We start from the raw sequence: 26,402 nt of genomic DNA, 5'->3' as shown, positions 1-26,402 counted from the left end.
AACAGTCCGTCATCGACGCGCCGCAAATGCGGCGAAAACGTGTCAATACAGCTCTTTGCGGCCGGTCAATTCGGTGTTACCGGTGGCCGCATGACACGCAAGATCATGCTTCAGGGAACCGGCTCGGATGTCGGAAAATCGGTATTGGTGGCAGGCCTCTGCCGGCTCGCCTCCAATCACGGGTTGAAGGTCAGGCCGTTCAAGCCGCAGAACATGTCGAACAACGCCGCCGTGTCGCATGACGGCGGCGAAATCGGCCGGGCGCAATGGCTGCAGGCGCTAGCCGCCCGCGTGCCGTCTTCGGTGCACATGAACCCGGTGCTCTTGAAGCCGCAGTCGGATGTCGGCAGCCAGATCGTCGTGCAGGGCAAGGTCGCAGGCCAGGCGAAGGGGCGGGAATATCAGGCACTGAAGCCGAAGCTGCTCGGGGCGGTGATGGAAAGCTTCGAGCAGATTTCGGCCGGTGCCGATCTCGTGGTCGTCGAGGGGGCGGGGTCACCTGCCGAAATCAACTTGAGAGCAGGCGACATCGCCAATATGGGTTTTGCGACCCGCGCCGATGTCCCCGTTGTGCTCGTTGGCGACATCGATCGCGGCGGCGTCATCGCCTCGTTGGTCGGCACCCATGCGATCCTGCCCGACGAGGACCGGCGCATGGTGACGGGCTATTTGATCAACAAGTTCCGTGGGGACGTCACGCTGTTCGACGACGGCATCGCCGCGGTCGGCCGCTACACCGGCTGGCCCTGTTTCGGCGTAGTGCCGTGGCTGAAGGCGGCCGGGCGGCTGCCGGCAGAGGATTCGGTCGTGCTCGAAAAGCTGGCCCGCGGCGAGGGGCGGGCGCTCAAGGTTGCAGTTCCGGTGTTGTCGAGAATTGCCAATTTCGACGACCTCGATCCGCTCGCCGCCGAGCCGGAGGTCGATCTCGTCCTCGTCAAACCGGGCAGCCCGATCCCCGCCGATGCCGCTCTCGTCGTCATCCCTGGGTCGAAATCGACCATCGGCGATCTCAAGGATTTCAGGGCGCAGGGTTGGGATGAGGACCTCAAGCGCCATGTGCGGCGCGGTGGCCGGGTGATCGGCATCTGCGGCGGCTACCAGATGCTGGGCGCGCGCGTCACCGACCCTCTCGGCATCGAGGGCAACGAGCGGGAAATCAAGGGACTTGGGCTGCTCGACGTCGAAACGGAAATGGCGCCGGAAAAGACCCTGCGCAACAGCCGTGCCTGGTCGCTGGAACACGACGTGCCGCTCGAAGGCTATGAAATCCATCTCGGCCGCACCACGGGTCCTGACTGCGACCGCCCTTCGATCCGCATCGACGATCGCGCCGATGGCGCCCTTTCGGCCGACGGACGGGTGATGGGAACCTACCTGCATGGGTTGTTTTCCAGCGATGCCTACCGTGCTGCCCTGCTCAAAAGCTTCGGCATCGAAGGCGGCATCGGCAACTACCGCCAGTCGGTCGATGCGGCGCTCGATGACGTCGCCGCGGAGCTCGAGGCGGTGCTTGACCCGACGTGGCTCCATCAACTGCTCGGCAATTGAGGCCCGCCCGCAGCATTTGCAGCACGCGCGCGGGGCGTTAAGATGCGTCGCGGACTGCGTGCCGCAGGCGCCGACACATGCAGACTTCTGACCACGGGATGACCGGCGCAACAGGCGGTTTGCAATGAGTGACGACGAGCGGCGTGCGCATTGGGATGCTGCCTATGCCTCCAAGGACGAGGCGGGCGTCAGCTGGTTCGAAGGCACGCCCGAGGTGTCGCTGCGGCTCATTCACGAGTACGGGCGGGGCTTGCCGGCATCGCTGATCGATATCGGCGGCGGTGCGTCTAGATTGGTCGATCGGCTGCTGGAGGAGGGCGGATGGTCGGTCGCGGTGCTTGACCTGTCTCCAACCGCGCTTGGCGCCGCACGAGCCCGGCTCGGCGCGCGCGGCGAAGCGGTAGAGTGGATCGCCGCCGACGTGACCGACTGGTCGCCTTCGCGGCAATACGATATCTGGCACGACCGCGCCGCGTTTCACTTCCTGACCGGTGCGGCAGAGCGCGCGGCCTATGTCGAACGTCTTTGTGCTGCCGTGAAGCCTTCCGGACACGCCATCATCGCCACCTTTGCGCCGGATGGGCCGAACCGCTGCAGCGGTTTGCCGGTGATGCGCTACGACCCGGCGGCGCTTGCCGAAGTAATCGGGCCGTCCTTCCGGCTGGTCGAAGCGATCAGGCACCAGCATAAGACGCCATGGAATTCAGTGCAGGCTTTTCAGTTCAGCGCGCTGCAGCGGGTACGGTAGCGGTAGCATGGGCGAGCGCAAGGGGCTAGCGGACCTGCGAGAACGTGAACGCCCTGTCGCCGTGGTACCATATGAATTCGTTTTCCTTGCCGCTAAGTCCTCCGGGATTTCGCAGCACCATTCCGCAGAGGTTCGTTGTCTTGAGCCACAGGAAGCAAACCTCGTCCCTGTCAAACTTGACCTCGACATCGGTCATGCGACCAGCGCCGATGGAAGCCCAGCCTCCTGTCAGAGTGGCCACGCCCCCGGTTGAAATGACAGCCTCATGTTCCTCGCCCGAGTCCAGCATGCGTCCATGCAGCCGATGCCCCAGGAATAGTGAGCGGGCTTCGTCGGCTTCCAGTCTGTTCCTGCCTACGAAGTCGGCGTTCATCAAGGTCTCAGGCACGCCGGCCAGGCGCAGTCCCCGGTAGAAGAGCTCGCTATCCGCCAGCTTTGCCAGATCCATGGGCGGGCTGGTCGAGATGGTGGCGGCAGTGCCACCGCGTGCGAGGCGAAGCGCGTTGAAACGAGTGATCGCTGCCTGCGCTTCCGTGTTCCGGCCGAGGTGCGCGTAAGCGGAGGCGAGAAGAAGGAAAGAACCGTCATCCTGAGGATTGAGTTCGATGCTGCGCTTCACCGCAGCCACCGACGCCTCGAAATCCTCCAGGCTGAACTGCGTCAGTCCAAGAACGTAAATGAAGAAGGACGGAGAGTGCGGATCGAGGCGCATGGCCGTACGGATATAGGGCAGGGCCTCCGCTGGGCGGCCGGCGGAGGTCAGCACGAAGGCCGTCAGCGCGTAGCTCCAGGAATCGCCGGGTTCGAGCGCGATCGCTTCCTTGAGTTCGGCGAGCGCATCGGCATGCTGCCAGGCCGCTTCGGACAGGAGAGCGGCCGCCTGATAGGCGAGCGCTGTTTTGTGTTTCTGCGCGGTCCTTAGAAATTGTAGCGCCTTGGCTCTAGCTTCGATCCGCGAGATATCAAGCCGATAATGCCAACGCCACAGGTAGACGCGCGCGTAGACCATGGCGGCGGCGGCATAGGCTCGTCCATAGGCAGGATCGAGCGCAATCGCCTGCTCGAAAAAAGGCACTGCCTTTGCAAAATCTTCGGGGGTCGTGCGCCGGTGATGCTCCCAGCCGCGCAGGAACGCATCGAAGGCCGCCGGGACCGTCGTTTCCTTGCGTCCGAAGGCCATCTGCTCGTCAGGATTCAACCGAAGCGCAAGCGCGTCGGCAATGCCGCGCATCACTTCGTCCTGCAGCGCAAAGACATCGGAAAGTGAACCGTCGAACTTGCCGGCCCAAACGTGGCCGCCGCTGAGAGAATCTATGAGCTGAGCATTGATCCGTAGCTGTTCTCCGGCACGCTGCACACTGCCTTCGAGGACGTATCGGACACCGAGTTCCTTGGACACCTGCCTGGGTGTCACCGCCCTGCCCTTGTAGGTGAAGGTCGAGTTACGCGCGATAACGAACAAGCCGGATACCTGAGCCAGCTCGGTGACAAGGCCATCGGTCATGCCATCGGCGAAATACTCCTGCCTGGGATCGTCGCTCACGTTGGCAAACGGAAGCACCGCGATCGACGGCTTGTCCGGCGCGGTCAGGTTCGGTGGTTGTATCTGGACCGTTTCCACAGGCGACTCCCAGGGCCGCCACCAGGCCACGCCGGCAGCAGCGCCGAGCACGACAGCAGACGTAACGAGTGCCGCCCAGCGCTTCGCGTGGCGCCCAGCGACCTTTACGCTGCCGGGGCGGGCTTCGTTCAGCCCCAGCCGGTAAGTCCGCACCGGCTTTTCGATATGCTTCAGGCGTTGTTCGCCGAGAAAGACGAAGCCGACATCGAGGTGCTTCTCGACCTGGTCGTAGGCGGTGCCGGAGATGATGATCCCACCCGGTTCGGCGAGGCTCTGCAGGCGCTCGGCAATGATCACTCCATCGCCGTGAATGTCGTCGCCTTCAACGATGACGTCGCCAAGATTGATGCCGATGCGGAATTCCAGTCGACCCTGATCGGAGCCGCGGCTTTCGGATTTCGCGCGCTGAACCTCCACCGCACAACGGACCGCCTCGACGACACTCTGGAACTCGACCAATAACCCGTCGCCCATGGTCTTGATCAACCGCCCGCGATGTGCGGCAATCCTTTGTTCGAACAGGCCGTGCAGATCGGCCTGAAAGCGGGCACACGTACCCTCTTCGTCGGCTTGGGTGAGCAGTCCATAGCCGGAAACGTCGGCAATCATCACGGCGGTGAGCCTGCGTTCCATCTGCCTTCCGGATAATCGAAACGACTTTCGGCTACTCTATCGCAATATCTGACGTTGCTAAAATAAAGTTCAGTTGCCGTGGAGCGTCCGCTCCGACGTCGACTACAGCGCCGCGCGTCTTACTGGACGCGCAAAGGTCGCTGTAACACTTTGAATTGCTGCATGTTTTTATCCTTAGGTCGAATACCATCTAAGGATAAAAACATGCAGGAGTGGCCTTTGCGGCCTGCTGCCGGCAAATTGTCGCGCGCCGCATCTCGACGGGTGGCGTGTCGCACGCGTCGATTGACTTTGCGGCGCCCGCTTCCTAATCATCTGACGTTGGATGGTTTCCCCGGATCGTGGCGATGCGGGGGAATAATTGGGAATGTGACGGATGGACCCAAATCGGGCATCCTTATCGCAGCCGACCCCGCGACTGTAGAACGGTCAGGGTTCGCCATCGGGCTGATAGCCGGCTTCCTTTCGATTGCATGGGGCAATCGAAGGCGGTTTGGAATTCAGCCGGAAAAGCCACTGGCGTGGCTTCGTGATCAGCCGGGTTGGACGCCTCTTCTTCTACGAATCGTCCGCCTTTCACGAAACCAGAAAACGCCGGGAAGGTGAGGCGGGCCGTTCGGGCCCAAGCATCGGTCTTCGCGTGATCACGCGGGGCGCGATGTGGTGGGCTCGTGACGCCGTGAGCCAGGAGACCTGCCGTCCGACAGGGGCATTCCGCCCGAAGGGAAGCCCGCTTCCCACGCCATCACGGAGGTTGTCTTGGCTCATCGATCGTTTCCCGAACGCGCCGTCGGCGCGGTGAAATCCTGTTGCCGCTCGAATTCGCGACCAAGCGCGTGAGGCTGCAACGCACATGAGCATTTCCCATGCCGGGCCGGTTCTGGTCCTCGGCGGTGCCCGTTCCGGCAAATCCAGCTTTTCCGAAAGGCTCGTCGAAGCCTCCGGGCTCGGCATGCACTATGTCGCGACCGGCCGTGCCTGGGACGACGAGATGCGCGAGCGCATCGACCATCACCGGGCAAGGCGCGGCGAAGGCTGGACGACGCATGAAGAGCCGCTCGACCTCGTTTCGCTGCTGACGCGCATCGATGACGAGAACCGCGTGGTGCTCGTCGACTGCCTGACGCTGTGGGTCACCAACCTGATGATGGAAGGGCGCGACATGGCGGCAGAGTTCGCGGCCCTTGCCGCTTTCCTGCCGGAGGCGCGGGCGCGCCTCATCCTTGTTTCCAACGAAGTCGGCCTCGGCATCGTGCCCGAGAACCGCATGGTCCGCGATTTCCGCGACCATGCCGGCCGGCTTCACCAGATCGTTGCGGAGAAATCCGCGGAAGTTTACTTTGTCGCGGCCGGATTGCCGCTGAAAATGAAGGGTTGATCCATGACCACTGCCAGAGCCAACCAGGGCAAGATCCCGGCGACCGTCATCACCGGCTTCCTCGGTGCCGGCAAGACGACGATGATCCGCAATCTGCTGCAGAACGCCGATGGCAAGCGCATTGCGCTCATCATCAACGAGTTCGGCGATCTCGGCGTCGACGGCGACGTGCTGAAGGGCTGCGGCGCAGAAGCCTGCTCGGAAGACGATATCATTGAGCTTACCAATGGCTGCATCTGCTGCACGGTTGCCGATGATTTCATCCCGACCATGACCAAGCTGCTCGAGCGCGAAAATCGTCCTGACCATATCATCATTGAAACCTCGGGCCTCGCTTTGCCGCAGCCGCTGATCGCCGCCTTCAACTGGCCTGATATCCGCAGCGAAGTCACCGTCGATGGCGTCGTCACCGTGGTCGACAGTGCCGCCGTTGCCGCCGGCCGTTTTGCCGACGACCATGACAAGGTCGATGCGTTGCGTGTCGAGGACGACAATCTCGACCACGAAAGCCCGATCGAGGAACTGTTCGAGGACCAGTTGACCGCCGCCGACCTGATCGTGCTCAACAAGACCGATCTGATCGACGCCTCCGGCCTCAAGGCCGTGCGCGACGAGGTCGCTTCGCGCACTAACCGCAAGCCAACAATGATCGAGGCGAAGAACGGCGAAGTTGCCGCTGCCATCCTGCTCGGCCTCGGCGTCGGCACGGAAAGCGATATCGCCAACCGCAAGTCTCACCACGAGATGGAACATGAGGCCGGCGAGGAGCACTCTCATGACGAGTTCGACAGCTTCGTCGTCGAGCTCGGCGCGATTGCCGATCCGGCAGGTTTCATCGATCGCCTCAAGGGCGTGATATCAGAGCATGACGTGCTGCGCCTCAAGGGCTTTGCCGACGTGCCCGGCAAGCCGATGCGCCTGCTGATCCAGGCCGTTGGCGCCCGCATCGACCAGTATTACGACCGTGCCTGGGCGGCTGGCGAGAAGCGCGGTACGCGCCTCGTCGTCATCGGCCTGCACGACATGGACGAAGCTGCGGTGCGCGCCGCCATCACCGCACTCGCCTAACTCCTTGAAGCAACGCAATTCCAGGAAAGCCATTTCACGCTTTTCCTGGAATTGCTCGAACGGACAGAAACATGCATCTGCTTCTCGCCCAGAAAGGAACGATCGCCGACGGCAACGAGGCGATCGACCTGGGGCAAACGCCGGCCGACGTGCTTTTCCTGTCGGCCGCCGACACCGAGCTTTCGTCGATCGCGGCGGCCCATGGCCGGCGCGACGGGGAGCTGAGCCTGCGCATCGCCAGCCTGATGAACCTGATGCACCCGATGTCGGTCGACACCTATGTCGAGCGCACGGCAAGGCATGCAAAACTCATCGTGGTCAGGCCGCTCGGTGGCGCCAGCTATTTCCGTTATGTGCTGGAAGCATTGCATGCCGCCGCCGTCACCCACCGCTTCCAGATCGCGGTGCTGCCCGGCGACGACAAGCCCGATCCCGGCCTCGAGCCGTTTTCGACCGTTGAGGCCGACGACCGCCAGCGCCTCTGGGCCTATTTCACCGAGGGCGGCGCTGACAATGCCGGCCTGTTCCTCGACTACGCCGAGGCGTTGATCTCAGACGCGGAAAAGCCGCAGCCGGCAAAACCGCTGCTCAAGGCCGGCATCTGGTGGCCGGGCGCGGGCGTCATCGGCGTCAGCGAATGGAAGGCACGTGTCCAAGAGCGGATGGTCGCGGGGGAGGGATTCGAACCCCCGACAGTCGGGATCTGCTTTTATCGCGCCCTGGTCCAGAGCGGCGAGACCCGGCCGGTCGAAGCGCTGATCGAGGCGCTTGCCGCCGAAGGCATGCGCGTGTTGCCGCTGTTTGTCTCCAGCCTCAAGGATGCCGTTTCGGTCGGCACGCTGCAATCGATTTTTTCCGAGGCGGCACCCGACGTGGTGATGAACGCCACCGGCTTTGCCGTTTCCTCGCCCGGTGCCGACAGGCAGCCGACCGTGTTGGAATCAACCGGCGCGCCGGTGCTGCAGGTGATCTTCTCCGGATCGTCGCGCGCGCAATGGCAGGCCTCGCCGCAGGGGCTGATGGCGCGCGATCTCGCCATGAACGTTGCCTTGCCGGAGGTCGATGGCCGCATTCTGGCGCGCGCCGTCTCCTTCAAGGCGGCCTCGATCTACGATCCCAAGGTCGAAGCCAACATCGTCGGGCACGAACCGCTTTCCGACCGGGTCCGCTTTGCCGCCAGGCTTGCGGTCAATTGGGCAAAACTGCGCCGCGCCCGTCCGGCCGAACGGCGGATCGCCATCATCATGGCCAATTACCCCAATCGCGATGGCCGACTCGGCAATGGCGTCGGGCTCGATACGCCGGCGGGCACGGTTGAAGTGCTGCGCGCCATGGCGAGCGAAGGTTATCCCGTCGCCGGCGTGCCTGAGGATGGCGATGCACTGATCGGCTACCTGATGGCTGGGCCGACCAACGCGGCGAGCCGCGATCGCGAGATCCGCGAAGTTCTTTCGTTCAGCGATTACAATACGTTCTTCGATTCGCTTCCGAAACAGATTCAGGATGAGGTCAGCGACCGCTGGGGTGCGCCGGAAACCGACCCGTTCTTCCTCGATGGCGCCTTCGCGCTGCCGCTTGCCCGCTTCGGCGAGATTGTCGTCGGCATCCAGCCGGCGCGCGGCTACAACATCGATCCGAAGGAAAGCTACCATTCGCCGGATCTGGTGCCGCCGCACGGATATCTCGCCTTCTACGCTTTCCTGCGCAACCAGTTCGGCGCGCAGGCCATTGTGCATATGGGCAAGCACGGCAATCTGGAATGGCTGCCCGGCAAGGCCTTAGCGCTGTCGGAGACCTGTTATCCCGAGGCGATCTTTGGGCCGCTACCGCATGTCTACCCCTTCATCGTCAACGATCCCGGCGAGGGCACGCAAGCCAAGCGCCGCACCAGCGCCGTCATCATCGACCATTTGACGCCGCCGCTGACGAGGGCGGAATCCTATGGGCCGCTGAAGGATCTCGAAGCGCTGGTCGACGAATATTACGACGCGGCCGGCGGCGATCCGCGCCGGCTCAGGCTGCTCAGCCGGCAGATCCTCGACCTCGTGCGTGACATCGGCCTCGACCACGATGCCGGTATCGACAAGGGCGACAGCGACGACAAGGCGCTGGAGAAGCTCGACGCCTATCTCTGCGACCTCAAGGAAATGCAGATCCGCGATGGCCTGCACATTTTTGGCGTTGCACCGGAGGGGCGGTTGCTGACCGACCTGACCGTGGCGCTGGCGCGGGTGCCGCGCAGCCTTGGCGAAGGCGCCGACCAGAGCCTGCAGCGGGCGATGGCCGCGGATGCCGGGCTCGGCTTCGATCCGCTCGATTGCGTGATGTCCGATCCCTGGGAAGGCGCACGGCCGGACATGCTTTCCTCCATTTCCGATGCACCGTGGCGGACGGCCGGCGATACTGTCGAGCGCATCGAGCTGCTGGCGGCGGCGTTCGTTTCTGGCGAGACGCTCGCGCCCGAGGACTGGCCTGCCACCCGCACCGTGCTTGGCGAGATCGAGGCGCGACTGAAGCCATCGATCATCAACTCCGGCGCTGCCGAGATGGCCGGCTTTCTCACCGGCCTTGATGGCCGCTTCGTGGCGCCGGGGCCTTCCGGCGCGCCGACCCGCGGCCGTCCCGACGTGCTGCCGACCGGCCGCAATTTCTACTCCGTCGACAGCCGCTCGGTGCCGACGCCGGCGGCCTTTGAACTTGGCAAGAAATCCGCCGAACTGCTGATCCGCCGCTATCTGCAGGATCACGGCGAATGGCCGTCCTCATTCGGCCTGACGGCCTGGGGCACGGCGAACATGCGCACCGGCGGTGACGACATCGCCCAGGCCCTGGCGCTGATCGGCACCAAGCCCACCTGGGACATGGTCTCGCGCCGGGTGATGGGCTATGAAATCGTGCCTCTGGCGATGCTTGGCCGCCCGCGCGTCGACGTGACGCTGCGGATATCAGGCTTCTTCCGCGATGCCTTCCCGGACCAGATCGCGCTGTTCGACAAGGCGATCCGTGCCGTCGGGGCGCTTGAGGAAGACGATGCCGACAATATGATCGCCGCGCGCATGCGCGCCGAGACGCAGCGGCTGGAGGCGTCGGGCGTCGAGCCGGCGGAAGCCGCGCGCCGCGCCTCCTACCGCGTCTTCGGTGCCAAGCCCGGAGCCTACGGCGCCGGCCTGCAGGCGCTGATCGACGAGAAGGGCTGGGACAGCAAAGCCGATCTCGCCGATGCCTATCTCACCTGGGGCGCCTATGCCTATGGCGCCGGCGAGGAGGGCAAGGCGGGACGGGAGCTCTTCGAGGAGCGGCTGCGCACGATCGAAGCGGTGGTCCAGAACCAGGACAACCGCGAACACGACCTGCTCGACAGCGACGACTACTACCAGTTCGAAGGCGGCATGAGCCTTGCCGCCGAGCACCTGAGCGGCGCCCGGCCGGCGATTTACCACAATGACCACTCCCGGCCGGAAAAGCCGGTCATCCGCTCGCTGGAGGAAGAGATCGGCCGTGTGGTGCGCGCGCGCGTCGTCAACCCCAAGTGGATCGATGGCGTCATGCGCCACGGCTACAAGGGCGCCTTCGAGATCGCCGCGACGGTCGACTACATGTTTGCCTTTGCCGCAACCACGGGTGCCGTGCGCGACCATCATTTCGAGGCTGCCTACCAGGCTTTCATCGTCGACGAGCGGGTGTCAGGCTTCCTGCGCGACAAGAACCCGGCGGCACTCGCCGAGCTCTCGGAGCGGTTGCTGGAGGCGATCGACCGTAATCTCTGGATCCCGCGCTCCAACTCGGCACGCTTTGAACTGAGCGGCCGCACAACGGCTGCGGTGCGGCTTCGCGCCGGAAACGAATAGAGCAGCTCCGGGGAAAGCTTGAAACGGTTTTCCGTCCGGAGTTGCGCAATTGCAAAGAGTGAGATCGCGGGCGGTACTACGTCCGCATCCCACGATAGATTCATATGATTGAGGAGAACGTCATGAGCGAAGAAGTGGTGAGCACGGGTGAAGGTGTCGCCGAAAAGGATGATGCCCGCCATGCGATGAAGATGGCGAAGAAGAAGACCGCACGCGAAAAGATCATGGCGACGAAGACCGACGAGAAGGGTCTGATCATTGTCAACACCGGCAAGGGCAAGGGCAAGTCGACCGCCGGCTTCGGCATGATCTTCCGCCATATCGCCCATGGCATGCCCTGCGCCGTCGTGCAGTTCATCAAGGGCGCCTGGGAAACCGGAGAGCGCGACCTGATCGAGAAGCATTTCGGCGATGTCTGCCAGTTCTATACGCTCGGCGAGGGTTTTACCTGGGAAACGCAGGACCGCGCCCGCGACGTGGCGATGGCGGAAAAGGCCTGGGAGAAGGCCAAGGAACTGATCCGCGACGAGCGCAACTCGATGGTGCTGCTCGACGAAATCAACATCGCGCTGCGCTACGACTATATCGACGTGGCCGAAGTCGTGCGCTTCCTGAAGGAAGAAAAGCCGCACATGACCCATGTGGTCCTGACCGGCCGCAACGCCAAGGAAGACCTGATCGAAGCCGCCGATCTGGTGACCGAGATGGAATTGATCAAGCATCCGTTCCGCTCCGGCATCAAGGCGCAGAAGGGCGTCGAGTTCTGATGAGCCAGAGCTGGCAGTTCTGGGCTCTGCTTTCGGCTGCCTTTGCGGCGCTCACGGCAGTGTTTGCCAAGGTCGGGGTTGCCCAGATCAACTCCGACTTCGCCACGCTGATCCGCACCGTCGTCATCCTCCTCGTGTTGGCCGGCATCGTCGCGGCAACGGGGCAATGGCAGAAGCCTTCGGAAATCCCGGGGCGGACATGGCTGTTTCTGGCACTTTCCGGCCTTGCCACCGGCGCCTCCTGGCTTGCCTATTTCCGCGCCCTGAAGCTCGGCGATGCGGCGCGGGTGGCGCCGATCGACAAGCTGTCGATCGTCATGGTCGCCATCTTCGGCGTGCTGTTCCTCGGCGAAAAGCTCAACCTGATGAACTGGCTCGGTGTCGTTTTCATTGCCGCCGGCGCGCTGCTGCTGGCGGTGTTTTGAGGTCGGGTGCGGGTCCAGCCGCCGCAGGTTCCATTGGCGCGCAATCCGCGTGATTTCAGATCCACCGCCGGACGCGCTTGCAATAGGCGCCATACGCCTCGCCAAAAGCGCGGGAGAGGTACGTTTCCTCCATGTGGATCTGATAGGAGATCGATATCCAGGCTGAGAGAGTGAGCGCCACCGAGGCGACGTTCGGCACGGCCAGCACGGTGCCGGTCAGCGCCGTGACCATGCCGACATAAATCGGGTTGCGGGAAAACGCGTAGAGGCCGGAGGTGACCAGCGGCGCGTCCTGCTCCTCCGGTATGCCGATCTTCCACGAGTGGCGCATCGCCCATTGCGACAGCATCGTCAACCCGCCGCCGAGCGTCATGAGCACGAGGCCAACGGCGTGAAGGAGCGGCTTGTCGAGCATCGGGATCCGGCCGAGCGTGGCGCCGACCGCATCGGGAAAGGCGGCGATCGCCAGGAGATGAACCACCAGCGCCGCCACGATCATCCGAAAGAGCTTGCCGGCAAAACCTTCCGCGTCGTTGCCATAGGTCAGCACAACGGGCGAGCGGCCAGACTGCACGCGGCGCAGGATCGCCAGCGCCAGGGTGAACAGGCCGACGACAAGCATCAGGATGGCGGGCAGGGTGGTAAACATTGGAACCTCAAGGCGAGCGAAGGACAGCACGACGCTTCGCGGGCAGGCGGCCCCATGCGGCCCCTGACTGGCGAAGCATGAGTGGCACTCTGAAATCTCTAGCGACTAGAGGCTCAAGGTGCGGCCTTGCTCGACTTTCGTCTTGGTTACGGGAATTTCACCGGCGAGCCGACGGTGAGAGGTGACACCCGCGGGGGCCTTGGGGAGGACGTCACCGCTTCCCGCCATAGCCGCATATTGCCAAAATTCAGGGCGGCCGCAGCCGCCCTTTTTGCATTAGGCTGGATCAGCGAAAGGTCCTGCCGTTCGAGTACTTGTCGGACGATGTCGTGGTTTGGCCCGAGCGGTTTTTGCCCCATGCCAGTTCAACTTGGCCTGCAGTTTTGACAGTGGGCTTCTTCTCGGTTGGCGTCGACGGCACAGCAGCAATAGCGGAAGTCGCAAACGCGAGTGATGCCACTGCGGCGATAATAATTTTCATTGTAATCTCCTAAGTTCGAACCTCCCGCCAAGGAGTGCGGGAGACTTGGCCTTCTGTAACGGGCCTTGAGTCAATCCCTTGTGAGCTTAATCCCTCGCCGAGTGCTTGCTTCTGTTCGCAGTCGACGCTGGGCCGCTGCTCTATGGGGTCTGCTGAGGACCGGCTGGCCAATCTAGGGGCGCGCAGTCACCTGAGTGCTGCGCCCAAGTCTGCGGCCTAACCCATCCATCGTCCCGGCGAAGGGACCTCGCTCGGGGGGGCTGATGGCAGTGCCCACCCGAAACCTGTGTTGTTGTCTCCTTCCGGCTCAAGCGGCCATGGCTGGCGTCACCTTGTGGGGAATGAAGTTGGTTCTGTCCATGAGCATGTGGTGCAACACCACCGCCAGCTTGCGGGCCAGTGCGACACGCGCCTTTCTGGGACCCGCACGTCAGGCGACCGCCAACGCCCAGCTCTTCAGATCCGAGCCTTTGACCGGTCGCGTGAGGATGACGTTGGCCGCCTGCGCTCGGCAGCACAGGCAAACAGCGCGTAGGTGGGTCCCGCCTCAGAGCCCCAGCCAGATGCGCAGCGGATGTGTCGGGTCGGCCAGCAACCGGGCGGCCAGCGCGATCGAGACGACGACGAGCAGCGGCTTGATGATCTTGGCGCCTTTGGCCATGGCATAGCGCGAGCCGACCTGGGCGCCGAGGAACTGGGCGACGCCCATCATCAGGCCGATCTTCCACAGGATGGCGCCGAAGAACAGGAAGACGGCGAAGGCGCCGACATTCGAGCCGAAGTTCAGGAATTTCGTATGTGCCGTCGCCTTCAAGACGCCGAATCCGGCAAGCGTGACGAAGCCGAGCATGAAGAACGAGCCGGTGCCGGGACCGAAGACGCCGTCGTAGAAGCCGATCAGCGGCACGAGCGTCAGCGTGAACACGAACGGCGTGATGCGGCGGTGCTGGTCGACGTCGCCCATGTTCGGCTTGAGGCCGAAATAGAGCGCGATGGCAATCAGCAGGAAGGGTAGGATCGCCTTCAGAACGTCGCCGGGAACGACGGTCGCGAGCAGCGCGCCCAACACGGAGCCCGCCGCCGACATCAGCGCCATCGGCAATTGCTCTTTCAGGTTCACGTGACCGCGCCGGGCATAGGAAAGGGTTGCCGAGCCCGAGCCGAACAGCCCCTGCAGCTTGTTGGTGCCCAGCGTCTGGAGCGGCGGGATGCCGGCAATCAGCATGGCGGGAATGGTAATCATGCCGCCACCGCCGGCGATCGAATCGATGAAGCCGGCAATGAAGGCGGCAACGAACAGGAACACGAGCAGGTGGAAAGCGAGATCTTGCACGGGAGAGACTCGAGGAGGGAGGAGTATGCAGGCCTTTCTCGCCTTGTGTCAGAGGCCGCGGCGAAATGCAAAGCCTTCTGTCGTGGTGCATCTGCGATGCTCGTCGCAAGATGAGAATTCTCTCAAGAAATCAGTGCCTTATTCTGAGACTATGGGTACTCGGATGGGCGTTTGCTGTCTTCCGTCGATTGCCGGTTCTGGCGGTATGCGCGCGCCGAAGGCGAGTGGTGGGTTTCGTCAAACGCGACATGGCGATGGCGCAATCCGGTTTGACCCGTGCGGTTGCCTCCGGTAAAAATGACGGATGTGCGACGGCGTCCGCTTCTGGCGGACTGAAAGAGCGTCCGATGCGGCCGACCCAGGCAGGGGGCTGGAATCGGTGCTGTCCAGACCGACCCGGGATTTGAGCCGGGCGGCGCTTCGTGTGGATTGCCGCGAAGGGGGCCGAGGTCGACCATGAAATCATCCAGCATAGCGCGGCGACCGCCGGGACCACTCGTCCTCGGTCTTGGCTGCGAGCGCGGCACGCCGATTGATGAAGTGATTGCGCTTGCCGAAAAGGCGTTGGCGCAGGCCGGCGCTGACAAAGCCGATATCGGCTTCGTCGCCTCGCTCGACGCGAGGCGCGGCGAGCCGGCGATCCACGCTGCCGCCGAGCACTTTGCCGTGGCCGCACGCTTCTTCGATGCGGCGACGCTTGAAGCCGAAGCGCCCCGGCTGCAAAATCCCTCGGCGATTGTCTTTGCCCATACCGGCTGCCACGGTGTTGCCGAGGGCGCCGCTCTTGTCGGCGCCGGCTCGGCAAGCGTGTTGCTGGTTGCCAAGCTCACGTCTTCACATGCAACGGCAGCGATTGCCGGGCCTGCCGATCACCGTCTGGCAATCATGCCGGCAACCCTGGCGGCCGCATCATGAGCTATTTCTCGGATCGCGTTTTGGTAAAGATATGCAAGATATTTCAAATAACTATGCGGAATTCCTGTGAATCTGAATCCGCTCGGTGCCAAGGCAGTTCAGCGGTAGGCTTTAAGCGCGTGGCGGGAGAAACGGCATGAACGACACGATTTTTTCCGGCCTGCCTGCGCTTGAGCCCGGTACCGTCTGGCTCGTCGGCGCTGGCCCGGGCGACCCCGGCCTGCTGACGCTTCATGCCGCCAATGCGCTGCGGCAGGCGGATGTCATCGTTCACGACGCGCTGGTCAACGAGGACTGCCTGAAGCTCGCCCGGCCGGGCGCCGTGCTGGAGTTTGCCGGCAAGCGCGGTGGCAAGCCTTCGCCGAAACAGCGCGATATTTCTCTCCGGCTCGTCGAGCTGGCGCGCGCCGGCCAGCGCGTCCTGCGTCTCAAGGGCGGCGATCCCTTCGTCTTCGGGCGGGGTGGCGAGGAGGCGCTGACGCTGGTCGAAAACCGCATCCCGTTTCGCATCGTGCCGGGCATTACTGCCGGGATTGGTGGGCTTGCCTATGCCGGCATTCCCGTCACCCACCGCGAGGTCAACCACGCCGTCACGTTCCTGACCGGTCACGACTCCTCCGGCCTAGTGCCGGACCGCATCAATTGGCAAGGCATTGCCTCGGGCTCGCCCGTGATCGTGATGTACATGGCGATGAAACATATCGGCGCCATCGCCGCCAATCTCATTGGTGCCGGGCGCTCGCCGGAAGAGCCGGTGGCCTTCGTCTGCAATGCGGCAACGCCGGAGCAGACGGTGCTCGAAACGACGCTGGCGCGCGCCGAAGCCGATGTTATCGCTTCCGGTCTGGAGCCGCCGGCGATCGTCGTCGTCGGCGAGGTCGTGCGCCTGCGGGCGTCGCTCGACTGGATCGGGGCGCTTGATGGGCGGCAGCTTGTGGCCGATCCTCTTGCAAGCCGCGGGCTCAGGGATCCCGCATGAGCGGATTGCTGATCGCCGCGCCCTGTTCGGGCTCCGGCAAGACCACGGTGACACTCGGGCTGATGCGCGCCATGCGACGGCGCGGCATGGCGATCGCGCCGGGAAAGGCAGGTCCTGATTATATCGACCCGGCATTTCATACCGCGGCGAGCGGCGAGCCCTGCCTCAACTATGACCCTTGGGCCATGCGCCCCGCGCTTCTCGCGACAAATGCGGCCTACGCCGCCGATGGGCGCACGCTCGTCGTCGAGGCGATGATGGGCCTGCATGACGGTGCCGCCGACGGCAGCGGTGCGCCGGCCGATCTTGCCGCGGCACTCGATCTCGCCGTCATCCTGGTGGTCGATTGTGCCCGCATGTCGCATTCGGTGGCGGCACTGGTGCGCGGTTATGCCGATCACCGCAAAGATATCCGCGTTGCCGGCGTCATTCTCAACAAGGTCGGCAGCGATCGGCATGAGATGATGCTGCGCGATGCGCTGACGCGCGTGGCCATGCCTGTCTTCGGCGTGCTGCGGCAGGATGGTGCCCTGAAGCTGCCCGAGCGGCACCTCGGCCTGGTGCAGGCAGGAGAACACGGCACGCTTGAAACTTTCATCGACTATGCGGCGGACCGGGTCGAGGCGACCTGCGATCTCGACGCGATCCGCGCTGCGTCAGCACTTTCACCGGAAGAGCGGGTGATGGCCGAGGTCACCCGGTTCAAACCGCTCGGCCAGCATATCGCCGTGGCACGGGATGTGGCCTTCGCCTTCTGCTACGAACACCTGCTCTTCGGCTGGCGCCGCGCCGGGGCGGAAATCTCCTTCTTTTCGCCACTTGCCGACGAAGGCCCGGACGTGGCGGCCGATGCGGTCTATCTGCCGGGCGGCTATCCCGAGCTTCATGCTGGACGCCTGCAGGCGGCGGCAGCCTTCCGATCCGGTATCGGGACGGCGGCCAGGCGTGGCGCGCGGATCTTCGGCGAGTGCGGCGGCTACATGGTGCTGGGCGAGGGGCTTGTCGCGGCCGACGGTGCGCGCTACGAAATGCTCGGCCTGCTGCCGCTCACCACAAGTTTTGCCGAGCGCAGGCGGCACCTCGGCTACCGCCGCGTCGTGCCCCTCGACAACACATTCTTCGATGGACCCATGACGGCGCACGAATTCCACTATGCGACCATCGTCTCGGAAGGGGCAGCCGATCGGCTGTTTTCCGTCAGCGATGCCGCCAGCGTAGATCTGGGGCAGGCGGGTTTGAAGCGCGATAATGTCGCCGGCTCGTTCATGCATCTCATCGATATTGCGGGCAGGCCATGAGCGCGCCGATCGTGCATGGCGGCGGCGTCACCGAAGCCGCTGCCCGTTTCGGCGGCCGCTTCGAGGACTGGCTTGACCTGTCGACCGGCATCAATCCGCGCCCGGTCGAATTGCCGCCGGTGCCGCAGCAGGCCTGGCACCGGCTGCCCGACAAACTGACGATCGATGGCGCGCGCGCTGCCGCCGCCAGCTACTACCGAACCGATGGTATCCAGCCCTTGCCGGTTCCCGGCACCCAGTCGGTGATCCAGCTGTTGCCGCGGCTGGTTCCTACCGGTCGCCGCGTCGCGGTCTTCGGCCCGACCTATGGCGAATACGCACGCGTGCTGGCCGCGGCAGGCTTTGCCGTCGATCGGGTGGAGCGTGCCGAGGATCTTGGCGTCGACCACGGCCTTGCAGTTGTGGTCAACCCCAACAACCCGACCGGCCGCGCCTTCCAGCCGGCAGGAATCCTGGCGATGGCGGCGACGATGGCGGCGAATGGCGGCGTGCTGGTCGTCGACGAGGCCTTCGGCGATCTGGAGCCGGACTTCAGTGTCGCCGGCCAAGTCGGCGCCCACGACAATCTCATCGTCTTCCGCTCCTTCGGGAAATTTTTCGGTCTGGCTGGCCTGCGCCTGGGCTTCGTCGTGGCAGCCGATACCGTGCTCGATGCATTTCGTGAGTGGCTCGGCCCCTGGGCAGTGTCCGGGCCGGCGCTGGTTATCTCCAAGGCATTGATGTCCGGCGATACGCAAGCGATCGCCGCGGGCATTCTTGAGCGTCGCGCCGGGCTCGATGCGGTTCTTGATGAGGCCGGTCTCAAGCGCATCGGTGGAACCGGGCTGTTCGTGCTGGTGGAACATGCCGATGCCCATGCCTTGCACCGTCATCTCTGCGAGGCGCAGATCCTGACGCGCAAATTCGACTACGATTCTCGCTGGCTCAGGATCGGGCTTGCGCCCGATGCGGAAGGTGACCGGCGACTGGCGGACGCCCTGCGCCGTGGGGACGCGTTGCGCCCTGGGGACGCGTTGCGCCCAGGGGAGTGCTGAGTGTCGAGCGAGATTCTTCTCATCCTTGTGGCTGCCCTGCTGCTTGATCGTGTCGTCGGTGATCCGGACTGGCTCTGGTCACGCCTGCCGCATCCCGTGGTGTTTTTCGGCAAGGCGATCGCGGTTTTTGATGGGGCGCTGAACAGGCATGAGAGCCTCGGTGCCGGCGCCCTGAAAATACGCGGTATCCTGACGATCGGCGTGCTGCTGCTTGCCAGCGTGCTTGCCGGCAGCATCCTGCACCGCTTGTTCTCGGTGATGGCCCCCATCGGCTACCTGCTCGAGGCTGTCGTCGTTGCGGTGTTCCTGGCGCAGAAGAGCCTTGGCGATCATGTCCGGCGCGTTGCCGAAGGCTTGCGGTTGGGGGGGCTGGAAGGCGGCCGAAACGCCGTGTCGATGATCGTCGGGCGCGACCCGAAGACGCTCGATGCGCCCGCCGTCTGCCGCGCCGCGATCGAAAGCCTTGCCGAGAACTTTTCCGATGGGGTGGTGGCGCCTGCCTTCTGGTATGCGGTTGCCGGTCTTCCCGGGCTGCTCGCCTACAAGATGCTGAACACCGCCGATTCGATGATCGGCCACAAATCGCCGAAATACCTCAATTTCGGCTGGGCCTCCGCCCGGCTCGACGATGTCGCCAACCTGCCGGCAGCGAGACTATCCGTCCTGTTGATCGCTGCCGGCGCCTGGCTGCATCGTGGGCGCCCCGCGGCGGCCGATGCGATCGGAGTGGCGTTTCGCGATCACGGCCTGCACCGCTCCCCCAACTCAGGTTGGCCGGAAGCGGCGATGGCCGGCGCGCTGGACCTGCAGCTAGCGGGTCCGCGCGTCTATGGCGGGGTCATGGTCAGCGAACCGATGATCAATGGGCCTGGCCGCGCCGTTGCCGAAAGCGAAGACATCGACGCCGGTATCGCTGTATTCTATGGTGCTTGTTCGGCAATGACCTTGGCTGTTCTTCTGATCGCCATGATTTGATCGGTTTCTACCGCGTATCCACGGCAAGTTGATCTTGGCATTAAGACTTTTCTTTCCATATGTATTAAACTTGCAACATTACGGGCCGGTTATTCTCTGCGGACGTTTGGTTCCACTGATTGCGGCCTTGCGGGTCAAATATGACGCGCAAAGGATGCTGCAACGCGCCTGAAGCCTGCTGCGGGATTTTCTCCGCTGATCGGAGGCATGCAGTCGAGGTTTCACACGCGGGGAGTGAAGCATGCGACACACATCCCTGATTGTGGTGATTGCCGTTCTGATGCAGTTTTCCGTTCAGCCGCTGAACGCCGCCAATCTCGTTGCCAAGATCAGCCTCTCCTCCCAGACGATGGTGGTAAAGCAGAACGGCGTCGTGATGTATCGCTGGAAGGTTTCCACCGCGCGCAAGGGCTATGTCACGCCGAAGGGGAGCTGGAAGGCCAAGTGGCTTTCGCGCAATCATCGCTCGAAAAAATATGATGATGCGCCAATGCCTTACGCCGTGTTCTTCAACGGTGGCTATGCTGTTCACGCGACCTATGATGTCAAGCGCCTGGGCCGCCCTGCCTCACACGGATGCGTGCGGTTGCATCCCAACAATGCCGCGGAGTTCTTCGCGCTTGCCCGTGAACACGGGCTGAAAAACACGCGCATCGTCATCACGCGTTAAAAGCATTTCCAGGAAAAGTGCGGAGCGGTTTTCCGTCGGAGAATGCATAAAACAAAGAGATAGAGCATTTCCCGGAGAAGTGCGCAGCGGTTTTCCGCGACTTCTTTAAAGCGGAAACGCGCTGAACCTTGGACGGCGGACTCAGTCGATGCCGGCCACCTGCATCAACCGGTCCATGCTTGGCACGGTGACGTGACGGCTGTTTTCGATGTGGATGACATTGTCCTTGCGCAGCTTGGTCACCTGCCGGCTGACGGTCTCGATCGTCAGGCCGAGATAGTCGGCGATATCGGCGCGCGACAGTGGCAGATCGAATGCTGTTGCCGTGCCGTTTTCCGGATCGATGTGAGTGGCGATGATATAGAGAAAGCTCGCCACCTTTTCCTGCGCGGTCTTGCGGCCGAGCGTCAGCATCCAGTCGCGCGCTTCGTCCAGTTCCTTCAGCGCCTGTTCGTGCAGGCGGTGTTCAAGGCCCGGCGCATCGGCAACGAGCCGCTCGATGACATTGCGCGGGAACGAACAGATGTCGGTGTCGATCGCCGCTTCGGCGGTCAGCGCGCTTTCACGCGTGAACGGCCGGCCCATGAAATCGGGAGCGAACTGCAGGCCGACGATCTGCTGGCGTCCGTCGGAGAGAACCTTGCTCAGCTTGACGACGCCGCTGATGATGTTGGCGTAGCTGTCAGTCATTTCGCCCTGGCCGACGACCTCGCGACCGGGTTCGACACGCCTGCGGGTCGAATGCCGGCTGAGGTCGAGAAGCTGGTCAGCAGTCAGCGTGCCGCAGACGCCGCCGTGGCGCGCCTCGCAGGCAGCACAGACGGCTGGAATGTCCGAATTGTGGATATCCTTGCGGCGATGTTCGGTCACGATCTGCAAATCTTTCTTCCCTGCATCGGGTTTGTTCGAGGGACCAAAGAGGATGCGGGCGGTTAAATCAAGAGTTGACAGGTGCTAATTCCGGAAGCGCGAAACAATGTCTCATGTTGAATTGAGCATTGTCAATTTTAACGTGTTAATTCGACGGCTTGATCAAAATCAACGGCGTGCTTTCCCATCCGTCCTATGCGTTTGCCATCTTGACGGAGAGACCGATGGACGACGCTCTGATCCTGAAATATGCGAGCCCCGTGCCGCGCTATACCAGTTACCCCACCGCGCCGCATTTTTCGGAGGCGGTCGGTCAGGCTGAGTACCAGTCCTGGCTAGAGGCCATCGGGCCGGGTGAGGCGCTGTCGCTTTACGCCCATGTGCCCTATTGCGACCGGCTGTGCTGGTTCTGTGCCTGTCACACCAAGCAGACGTTACGCTACGAGCCGGTGGCGAGCTACCTGAACGGACTGCACCGCGAAATCGCCACGATCGGCGGGCGGGTGAACCGCCAAGCGAAGGTCACGGCGCTGCATCTGGGCGGCGGATCGCCGACACTGGTCAGGCCGGACGATCTGATCGCGCTCAAGCGCGCCTTCAGCAGTCACTTCGAATTTTCCAGCGATTGCGAAATCAGCATCGAGATGGACCCGAACGACCTCGACGCGGCGCGCCACGACGCGCTGGCAGCGATCGGCATGACGCGGGCGAGCTTCGGCGTCCAGGATTTCGACCCCGTGGTACAGAAGTCGATCAACCGCATCCAGACCTATGAGCAGACGCGTGATGCGATCGAGGCTTCGCGAGCCCGCGGCGTGGGTTCGGTCAATTGCGACGTGCTTTACGGCTTGCCCTACCAGAGCCTGTCGTCGCTGGAGGCAACGATCGACGCCGTCGTGTCGCTGGCGCCGGATCGCGTCGCGCTCTTCGGCTATGCCCATGTGCCGTGGATGAAGAAGCACCAGTCGATGATATCAGACGAGAGCCTGCCAGGTATCGTCGAACGTTTTGCCCAGATGAGCCGGGCGGCCGACATGCTTGTTGCCGCCGGCTACGAGGCGATCGGCATCGACCATTTCGCCAGGCCCGGCGACAGTCTGGCCGTTGCCAACCGGGAAGGGCGCCTGCGCCGGAATTTCCAGGGCTATACATGTGACAGCGCCGAAACCCTGATCGGTCTTGGCGCCTCGGCGATCGGCCAGTTCCGTCAAGGTTATGTGCAGAATATGCCGGCAACCGGCGAATATCTGCGCCAGGTGGAGAACGCAGGCCTGGCCGCGGTGCGCGGCTACATGCTGACGCCTGATGATCGCCTGCGGGCGCGGGTGATCGCATCCATCATGTGCGATTTCGCCTTCTCGTTCTCGCGAATCAAGGCGGAGTTTCCTGAACTCGCCGGAGCGGTCGTCGAGGAGGCAAAGCTCTGGCGCGCAAGGGATGTGGACGGGCTGACGACGATCGAGGACGGCGTCTTCAGCCTTACCGAACGCGGCCGGCCGTTTGCCCGGTCGGTGGCGGCCATTTTCGACACTCATCTTCAGTCAGGACGGGGGCGCCATTCGGTCGCCGTTTAGCAACACCGCATTTCAAATCGCAGAGGTTGCCATCAAGGCCATTGGCTTTTGCGGCGCATTTACCTATAGGATCGCCGAGACTCGGAATAAAATAATAAAGAGGTATGCGCGTGACTGCTACATTCGACAAGGTTGCCGACATCATCGCTGAAACGAGCGAGATCGATCGCGAGACGATTACGCCGGAAAGCCACACGATCGACGATCTCGGCATCGACAGCCTGGACTTCCTGGACATCGTCTTTGCGATCGACAAGGATTTCGGTATCAAGATTCCGCTGGAACAGTGGACGCAGGAAGTCAACGAAGGCAAGGTTTCGACCGAAGAATACTTCGTGCTCAAGAACCTCTGCGCCAAGATCGACGAGCTGCGGGCTGCCAAGGCCTGATCGGGCCAAGGTTCAAGCCTTTCCACTCGATTTCCAATGCCGCCGGTCGCGCCTCGCGCTTGACAGGCGGCATTGGCGTTTTTACTTGAGCCCGAAACCAAACGGGGTGAGCCTCCATGCTCCTTGAATACTTCCAGATGATCGATCGTGTCGAAACGGTCGATCTGTCGGCTGGCCGGCTGACGGCGCGATCCGTCGTTCCCGAAAAGAGCCCGGTATTCGAGGGCCACTTTCCAGGCTATCCGCTGGTGCCGGGTGTGCTTCTGATCGAGACGATGGCGCAGGCTTCGGGATTTCTGGTGCTGGCCGCGACCAATTTTGCGGCAATGCCGTTTCTGATGTCGGTCGATGGCGCCAAGATGCGGGCCTTCGTCGAGCCGTCGGCAGAACTCGATATCGAAGCCTTCCTCGAGCACGATGGCTCCGGTTTCGCCGTCACCAAGGCGAAGATCACGTCTGCGGGCAAGAAGGTCTGTGACGCACAATTGAAACTCAGAACGATGCCGTTCGATCAGGTGCCGCTCGGCGATATCGTGCGCAGGCGCGCCGGCGAGGTGGGCCTGATGACGGCACTTGCGGCGGATGCCGCTTCGGAGAAGTGAAGATGAGCAAATCCGCAAACGACGTGGTGATCACCGGCGTCGGTATCGTCACAAGCCAGGGTGTCGGCGTCGAGCCGCATGTGGCGTTTCTGAACGCGGCCGAGGCGCCGGAGCCACGCGTCGAGGCCGAAAAGTTCAAGCCCTATCCGGTGCATCCGCTGCCGCAGATCGACTGGTCGCAGCAGATCGCCAAGCGTGGCGACCAGCGCCAGATGGAAAACTGGCAGCGCCTCGGCGTGTTTGCAGCAGGCCTGGCGCTCGACGACGCCGGCCTCAAGGACAATCTCGACGCCTGCGGCAGCATGGACATGATCGTGGCCGCCGGCGGCGGCGAGCGCGACATCAATGTCGATTCGCTGATCGTCGACGAGGCGCTGAAGCGCAACGACCGCGAGCAGCTGCTGAACGAGAAGCTGACGACCGAACTGCGCCCGACGCTGTTCCTCGCCCAGCTCTCCAACCTTCTCGCCGGTAACATCTCGATCGTGCACAAGGTGACGGGATCGTCGCGCACCTTCATGGGCGAAGAGGCGGCCGGCATTTCGGCGATCGAAACGGCGTTCTTCCGCATCAAGGCGGGACAGTCGACACATACGCTGGCGGGCGGCGCATTTTCGGCCGAACGTCTCGACATCATGCTGATGACGGAGGCCATCCAGGCGCAGACGGTCGGCGACTGGCAGCCGATCTGGTCGCGCAAGCGCCAGGATGGCGGCGGAATGATCCTCGGTTCCGTCGGCGCCTTCCTGATGCTGGAATCGCGCGAATATGCCGAAGCCCGAGGCGCCCGCATCTATGCCACGATCGACGCGATCGGCAGCGACCGTGGCAGCCGCAGCGACGGCAAGCTGGAGGCGCGCCTTGCCGATCTGGCAAAACCGGCCGAAACGCTCGATCCGGCGCAGACAGTGGTCTTCTCCGGCACCTCGGGCCTGCATGATCTCGTTGCCCACGAAAAGACCTTTCTGGAAGCAAAGCTCGCCGGCGCGCCGGTGCGCGCCTATGGCGGGCTTGTCGGCCACAGCATCGAAGCGCAGTTTCCGGCGGGCCTCGCGCTTGCCGCACTGGCGCTCGGCCACGGCGCCAAGGTTCCGGCTTTCGACGCAAGCTTCGAAAAACCGATGACGGCGGGCGCCAGAACGGCGGTCGTGACGACCATTGGTCATTCACGCGGCGAAGGCGTCGCGGTCCTTTCGGCCGAATAAGAGGAACGATTGATGAGCAACGCTTACAAGGATCATCTCGGTCGTCCGATCGTCGCCGTCACCGGCATGGGCGTCATCACCTCGCTCGGCCAGGGTCTCGAAGACAACTGGGCGGCGCTGACCGGCGGCGTCTCCGGCATCCGCAAGATCACCCGTTTCCCGACGGAAGGCCTGAACACGCGCATTTCGGGCATGGTCGATTTCATCGAGGTCCCGGCGGCCAATTCGGTCGAGCGCTCCTACGCCATGGCGCGCGAAACGACGCTTGAGGCGTTGGCGCAGGCCGGTCTTTCCGGCGATTTCAACGGCCCGCTGTTTCTCGCCGCTCCGCCGATCGAGCCGGAATGGAGCGCGCGCTTTGAACTGGCCGACCGCTCGCCACCGTCGACCCAGCCGGGCGACGCCTACAATCGCTTCCTTGCCGCGATGCGCGAGAAGGCCGATCCGGTGTTTCACGAGGCCGTGCTTTTCGGCGCGATCTCCGAACGCCTTGCCGATCGCTTCGGCACCCGCGGCCTGCCGGTGACGCTGTCGACGGCCTGCGCCTCGGGCGCAACTGCAATCCAGCTCGGCGTCGAGGCCATTCGCCAGGGCCGCACCGATCGCGCGCTGACAGTCGCGACCGACGGTTCGGTCAGTGCCGAGGCGCTGATCCGCTTTGCGCTGCTCTCGGCGCTGTCGACCCAGAACGACCCGCCGGAAAAGGCCTCCAAGCCCTTCACCAAGGACCGTGACGGCTTCGTCATCGCCGAAGGCGCGGCAACCCTGGTGCTGGAATCGCTGGAAGCAGCGGTCGCTCGTGGCGCCCGTGTCTACGGCATCCTGAAGGGGTGCGGCGAGAAGGCCGATCTCTTCCACCGCACGCGCTCGTCGCCCGATGGCGGCCCGGCGATCGCGACGATCCGCGCGGCCCTTGCCGACGCCGGCATCGACGAAGGTGGCATCGGCTACATCAACGCCCATGGCACTTCGACGCCGGAAAACGACAAGATGGAATATCTGTCGATGTCGGCCGTCTTCGGCGAACATCTGCCGTCGATCCCGGTTTCGTCGAACAAGTCGATGATCGGCCACACGCTGACGGCTGCAGGCGCAGTCGAGGCAGTGTTCTCGATCCAGACGATGCTGACCGGCACCTTGCCGCCGACGATCAACTACCAGAATCCCGACCCGGCCATCGTGCTCGACGTCGTGCCGAACGTGAAGCGCAGCCAGCAGGTCTCTGCCGTGCTGTCGAACTCCTTCGGCTTCGGCGGACAGAACGCCAGCCTTGTCATGACCGCCGAGCCGGCCTAAGTCGGCGGTCACAGCGCCGCGCGTCGAACATGACGCGCAAGCGACGCTGTAACGCTTTAAGCCTGCTGCACGCTTCCTTGAACCGGATCCGATCTA

Annotated in this window: 23 protein-coding genes and 1 pseudogene; 18 read left to right on the top strand and 6 right to left on the bottom strand. The window is 63.4% G+C overall.

The window, feature by feature from the left end:
* The first annotated feature begins 90 nt into the window (after window positions 1-90).
* Both J3R84_RS08905 and J3R84_RS08900 read left to right on the top strand, forming a co-directional pair.
* Window positions 91-1,548: a cobyric acid synthase gene (locus tag J3R84_RS08905; RefSeq protein ID WP_203528655.1), complete on the top strand. Its 1,458-nt coding sequence runs from the start codon at window positions 91-93 to the stop codon at window positions 1,546-1,548.
* A 124-nt stretch (window positions 1,549-1,672) separates the two neighbouring features.
* A complete protein-coding gene (locus tag J3R84_RS08900) occupies window positions 1,673-2,296 on the top strand; it encodes a class I SAM-dependent methyltransferase (RefSeq protein WP_025427378.1) in 624 nt (207 codons plus the stop codon).
* A gap of 25 nt (window positions 2,297-2,321) precedes the next feature.
* Here the strand turns inward: J3R84_RS08900 and J3R84_RS08895 are convergent, their stop codons facing one another.
* Window positions 2,322-4,550: an adenylate/guanylate cyclase domain-containing protein gene (locus J3R84_RS08895; RefSeq protein WP_025427377.1), complete on the bottom strand. Its 2,229-nt coding sequence runs from the start codon at window positions 4,548-4,550 to the stop codon at window positions 2,322-2,324.
* Between the two features lie 853 nt (window positions 4,551-5,403).
* Here J3R84_RS08895 and cobU point away from each other — a divergent pair.
* The 5 genes from cobU to J3R84_RS08870 all read left to right on the top strand — a co-directional run bounded on the left by cobU (window position 5,404) and on the right by J3R84_RS08870 (window position 12,036).
* The gene (cobU, locus tag J3R84_RS08890; RefSeq protein WP_025427376.1) at window positions 5,404-5,928 is read left to right on the top strand and encodes a bifunctional adenosylcobinamide kinase/adenosylcobinamide-phosphate guanylyltransferase; all 525 of its coding nucleotides are present in this window, start codon (window positions 5,404-5,406) and stop codon (window positions 5,926-5,928) included.
* A gap of 3 nt (window positions 5,929-5,931) precedes the next feature.
* Complete coding sequence (gene cobW, locus J3R84_RS08885) at window positions 5,932-6,996, top strand: cobalamin biosynthesis protein CobW (RefSeq protein WP_025427375.1); 1,065 nt, start codon at window positions 5,932-5,934, stop codon at window positions 6,994-6,996.
* A gap of 71 nt (window positions 6,997-7,067) precedes the next feature.
* Entirely contained in the window at window positions 7,068-10,844 is a 3,777-nt protein-coding gene (cobN, locus tag J3R84_RS08880) for a cobaltochelatase subunit CobN (protein WP_057208739.1), read from the top strand.
* Window positions 10,845-10,966: 122 nt separating this feature from the next.
* Window positions 10,967-11,611 carry a cob(I)yrinic acid a,c-diamide adenosyltransferase gene (cobO, locus tag J3R84_RS08875; protein WP_025427373.1) on the top strand — a complete coding sequence of 215 codons (645 nt, stop codon included), beginning with the start codon at window positions 10,967-10,969 and terminating at the stop codon, window positions 11,609-11,611.
* A complete protein-coding gene (locus tag J3R84_RS08870; protein ID WP_025427372.1) occupies window positions 11,611-12,036 on the top strand; it encodes an EamA family transporter in 426 nt (141 codons plus the stop codon). The genes cobO and J3R84_RS08870 overlap by 1 nt, the downstream gene beginning before the upstream one ends.
* Before the next feature lie 55 nt (window positions 12,037-12,091).
* Here the strand turns inward: J3R84_RS08870 and J3R84_RS08865 are convergent, their stop codons facing one another.
* The 4 genes and pseudogenes from J3R84_RS08865 to J3R84_RS08855 form a co-directional block, all read right to left on the bottom strand.
* Complete coding sequence (locus J3R84_RS08865) at window positions 12,092-12,685, bottom strand: methyltransferase family protein (RefSeq protein ID WP_203528654.1); 594 nt, start codon at window positions 12,683-12,685, stop codon at window positions 12,092-12,094.
* Window positions 12,686-12,971: 286 nt separating this feature from the next.
* Complete coding sequence (locus J3R84_RS08860; RefSeq protein ID WP_025427370.1) at window positions 12,972-13,166, bottom strand: hypothetical protein; 195 nt, start codon at window positions 13,164-13,166, stop codon at window positions 12,972-12,974.
* A 307-nt stretch (window positions 13,167-13,473) separates the two neighbouring features.
* Window positions 13,474-13,671: pseudogene (locus J3R84_RS39010) on the bottom strand (IS110 family transposase); the annotation flags it as partial.
* A gap of 42 nt (window positions 13,672-13,713) precedes the next feature.
* On the bottom strand, window positions 13,714-14,499 hold the full coding sequence (locus J3R84_RS08855) for a TSUP family transporter (RefSeq protein ID WP_025427369.1): 786 nt from the start codon (window positions 14,497-14,499) through the stop codon (window positions 13,714-13,716).
* A 456-nt stretch (window positions 14,500-14,955) separates the two neighbouring features.
* Here J3R84_RS08855 and J3R84_RS08850 point away from each other — a divergent pair, with 456 nt between their 5' ends.
* The 6 genes from J3R84_RS08850 to J3R84_RS08825 all read left to right on the top strand — a co-directional run bounded on the left by J3R84_RS08850 (window position 14,956) and on the right by J3R84_RS08825 (window position 20,370).
* Window positions 14,956-15,414: a cobalamin biosynthesis protein gene (locus J3R84_RS08850; RefSeq protein ID WP_025427368.1), complete on the top strand. Its 459-nt coding sequence runs from the start codon at window positions 14,956-14,958 to the stop codon at window positions 15,412-15,414.
* A 136-nt stretch (window positions 15,415-15,550) separates the two neighbouring features.
* Entirely contained in the window at window positions 15,551-16,393 is an 843-nt protein-coding gene (cobA, locus tag J3R84_RS08845) for a uroporphyrinogen-III C-methyltransferase (RefSeq protein WP_025427367.1), read from the top strand.
* Complete coding sequence (locus J3R84_RS08840) at window positions 16,390-17,691, top strand: cobyrinic acid a,c-diamide synthase CobB (RefSeq protein WP_025427366.1); 1,302 nt, start codon at window positions 16,390-16,392, stop codon at window positions 17,689-17,691. Before cobA ends, J3R84_RS08840 begins: the two co-directional genes overlap by 4 nt.
* Window positions 17,688-18,725, top strand: coding sequence for a threonine-phosphate decarboxylase CobD (cobD, locus tag J3R84_RS08835; protein WP_025427365.1), 1,038 nt, complete (start codon window positions 17,688-17,690; stop codon window positions 18,723-18,725). The genes J3R84_RS08840 and cobD overlap by 4 nt, the downstream gene beginning before the upstream one ends.
* The gene (gene cbiB, locus J3R84_RS08830; RefSeq protein WP_025427364.1) at window positions 18,726-19,700 is read left to right on the top strand and encodes an adenosylcobinamide-phosphate synthase CbiB; all 975 of its coding nucleotides are present in this window, start codon (window positions 18,726-18,728) and stop codon (window positions 19,698-19,700) included.
* A gap of 241 nt (window positions 19,701-19,941) precedes the next feature.
* A complete protein-coding gene (locus J3R84_RS08825) occupies window positions 19,942-20,370 on the top strand; it encodes a L,D-transpeptidase (RefSeq protein ID WP_025427363.1) in 429 nt (142 codons plus the stop codon).
* Between the two features lie 141 nt (window positions 20,371-20,511).
* On the opposite strand, the gene J3R84_RS08820 is transcribed toward J3R84_RS08825, so the two are convergent.
* Window positions 20,512-21,249 (bottom strand): Crp/Fnr family transcriptional regulator, encoded by a 738-nt coding sequence (locus J3R84_RS08820; RefSeq protein WP_051509171.1) that lies wholly within the window; start codon window positions 21,247-21,249, stop codon window positions 20,512-20,514.
* A 215-nt stretch (window positions 21,250-21,464) separates the two neighbouring features.
* Between J3R84_RS08820 and hemN the strand changes: the two genes are divergently transcribed.
* From hemN to J3R84_RS08795, 5 genes are all read left to right on the top strand, one after another.
* Window positions 21,465-22,814: an oxygen-independent coproporphyrinogen III oxidase gene (hemN, locus tag J3R84_RS08815; protein WP_203528653.1), complete on the top strand. Its 1,350-nt coding sequence runs from the start codon at window positions 21,465-21,467 to the stop codon at window positions 22,812-22,814.
* 104 nt (window positions 22,815-22,918) lie between these two features.
* Window positions 22,919-23,203, top strand: coding sequence for an acyl carrier protein (locus J3R84_RS08810; protein ID WP_107027602.1), 285 nt, complete (start codon window positions 22,919-22,921; stop codon window positions 23,201-23,203).
* A 116-nt stretch (window positions 23,204-23,319) separates the two neighbouring features.
* Window positions 23,320-23,805, top strand: coding sequence for a 3-hydroxyacyl-ACP dehydratase FabZ family protein (locus tag J3R84_RS08805; RefSeq protein ID WP_025427359.1), 486 nt, complete (start codon window positions 23,320-23,322; stop codon window positions 23,803-23,805).
* A gap of 2 nt (window positions 23,806-23,807) precedes the next feature.
* A complete protein-coding gene (locus tag J3R84_RS08800; RefSeq protein ID WP_025427358.1) occupies window positions 23,808-25,010 on the top strand; it encodes a beta-ketoacyl-ACP synthase in 1,203 nt (400 codons plus the stop codon).
* Window positions 25,011-25,022: 12 nt separating this feature from the next.
* Window positions 25,023-26,306 (top strand): beta-ketoacyl-ACP synthase, encoded by a 1,284-nt coding sequence (locus tag J3R84_RS08795; RefSeq protein WP_025427357.1) that lies wholly within the window; start codon window positions 25,023-25,025, stop codon window positions 26,304-26,306.
* Window positions 26,307-26,402 lie beyond the last annotated feature (96 nt).

It is taken from the genome of Ensifer canadensis, assembly GCF_017488845.2.
In the GTDB taxonomy this organism is placed as follows: Bacteria; Pseudomonadota; Alphaproteobacteria; order Rhizobiales; family Rhizobiaceae; genus Ensifer; species Ensifer canadensis.
This window is presented reverse-complemented; position numbering and strand designations above follow the sequence as displayed.

Bases quoted from the DNA above. Each gene is read 5' to 3' on its own strand.
- cobN (WP_057208739.1), top strand. From the start codon at position 7,068: ATGCATCTGCTTCTCGCCCAGAAAGGAACGATCGCCGACGGCAACGAG.
- cobW (WP_025427375.1), top strand. From the start codon at position 5,932: ATGACCACTGCCAGAGCCAACCAGGGCAAGATCCCGGCGACCGTCATC.
- hemN (WP_203528653.1), top strand. From the start codon at position 21,465: ATGGACGACGCTCTGATCCTGAAATATGCGAGCCCCGTGCCGCGCTAT.
- J3R84_RS08800 (WP_025427358.1), top strand. From the start codon at position 23,808: ATGAGCAAATCCGCAAACGACGTGGTGATCACCGGCGTCGGTATCGTC.
- J3R84_RS08870 (WP_025427372.1), top strand. From the start codon at position 11,611: ATGAGCCAGAGCTGGCAGTTCTGGGCTCTGCTTTCGGCTGCCTTTGCG.
- J3R84_RS08860 (WP_025427370.1), bottom strand. From the start codon at position 13,166: ATGAAAATTATTATCGCCGCAGTGGCATCACTCGCGTTTGCGACTTCC.
- cobA (WP_025427367.1), top strand. From the start codon at position 15,551: ATGAACGACACGATTTTTTCCGGCCTGCCTGCGCTTGAGCCCGGTACC.
- cobU (WP_025427376.1), top strand. From the start codon at position 5,404: ATGAGCATTTCCCATGCCGGGCCGGTTCTGGTCCTCGGCGGTGCCCGT.
- J3R84_RS08840 (WP_025427366.1), top strand. From the start codon at position 16,390: ATGAGCGGATTGCTGATCGCCGCGCCCTGTTCGGGCTCCGGCAAGACC.
- J3R84_RS08900 (WP_025427378.1), top strand. From the start codon at position 1,673: ATGAGTGACGACGAGCGGCGTGCGCATTGGGATGCTGCCTATGCCTCC.
- J3R84_RS08805 (WP_025427359.1), top strand. From the start codon at position 23,320: ATGCTCCTTGAATACTTCCAGATGATCGATCGTGTCGAAACGGTCGAT.
- J3R84_RS08810 (WP_107027602.1), top strand. From the start codon at position 22,919: ATGCGCGTGACTGCTACATTCGACAAGGTTGCCGACATCATCGCTGAA.
- J3R84_RS08895 (WP_025427377.1), bottom strand. From the start codon at position 4,550: ATGGAACGCAGGCTCACCGCCGTGATGATTGCCGACGTTTCCGGCTAT.
- J3R84_RS08865 (WP_203528654.1), bottom strand. From the start codon at position 12,685: ATGTTTACCACCCTGCCCGCCATCCTGATGCTTGTCGTCGGCCTGTTC.
- cobO (WP_025427373.1), top strand. From the start codon at position 10,967: ATGAGCGAAGAAGTGGTGAGCACGGGTGAAGGTGTCGCCGAAAAGGAT.
- J3R84_RS08795 (WP_025427357.1), top strand. From the start codon at position 25,023: ATGAGCAACGCTTACAAGGATCATCTCGGTCGTCCGATCGTCGCCGTC.
- cobD (WP_025427365.1), top strand. From the start codon at position 17,688: ATGAGCGCGCCGATCGTGCATGGCGGCGGCGTCACCGAAGCCGCTGCC.
- J3R84_RS08905 (WP_203528655.1), top strand. From the start codon at position 91: ATGACACGCAAGATCATGCTTCAGGGAACCGGCTCGGATGTCGGAAAA.
- J3R84_RS08825 (WP_025427363.1), top strand. From the start codon at position 19,942: ATGCGACACACATCCCTGATTGTGGTGATTGCCGTTCTGATGCAGTTT.
- J3R84_RS08850 (WP_025427368.1), top strand. From the start codon at position 14,956: ATGAAATCATCCAGCATAGCGCGGCGACCGCCGGGACCACTCGTCCTC.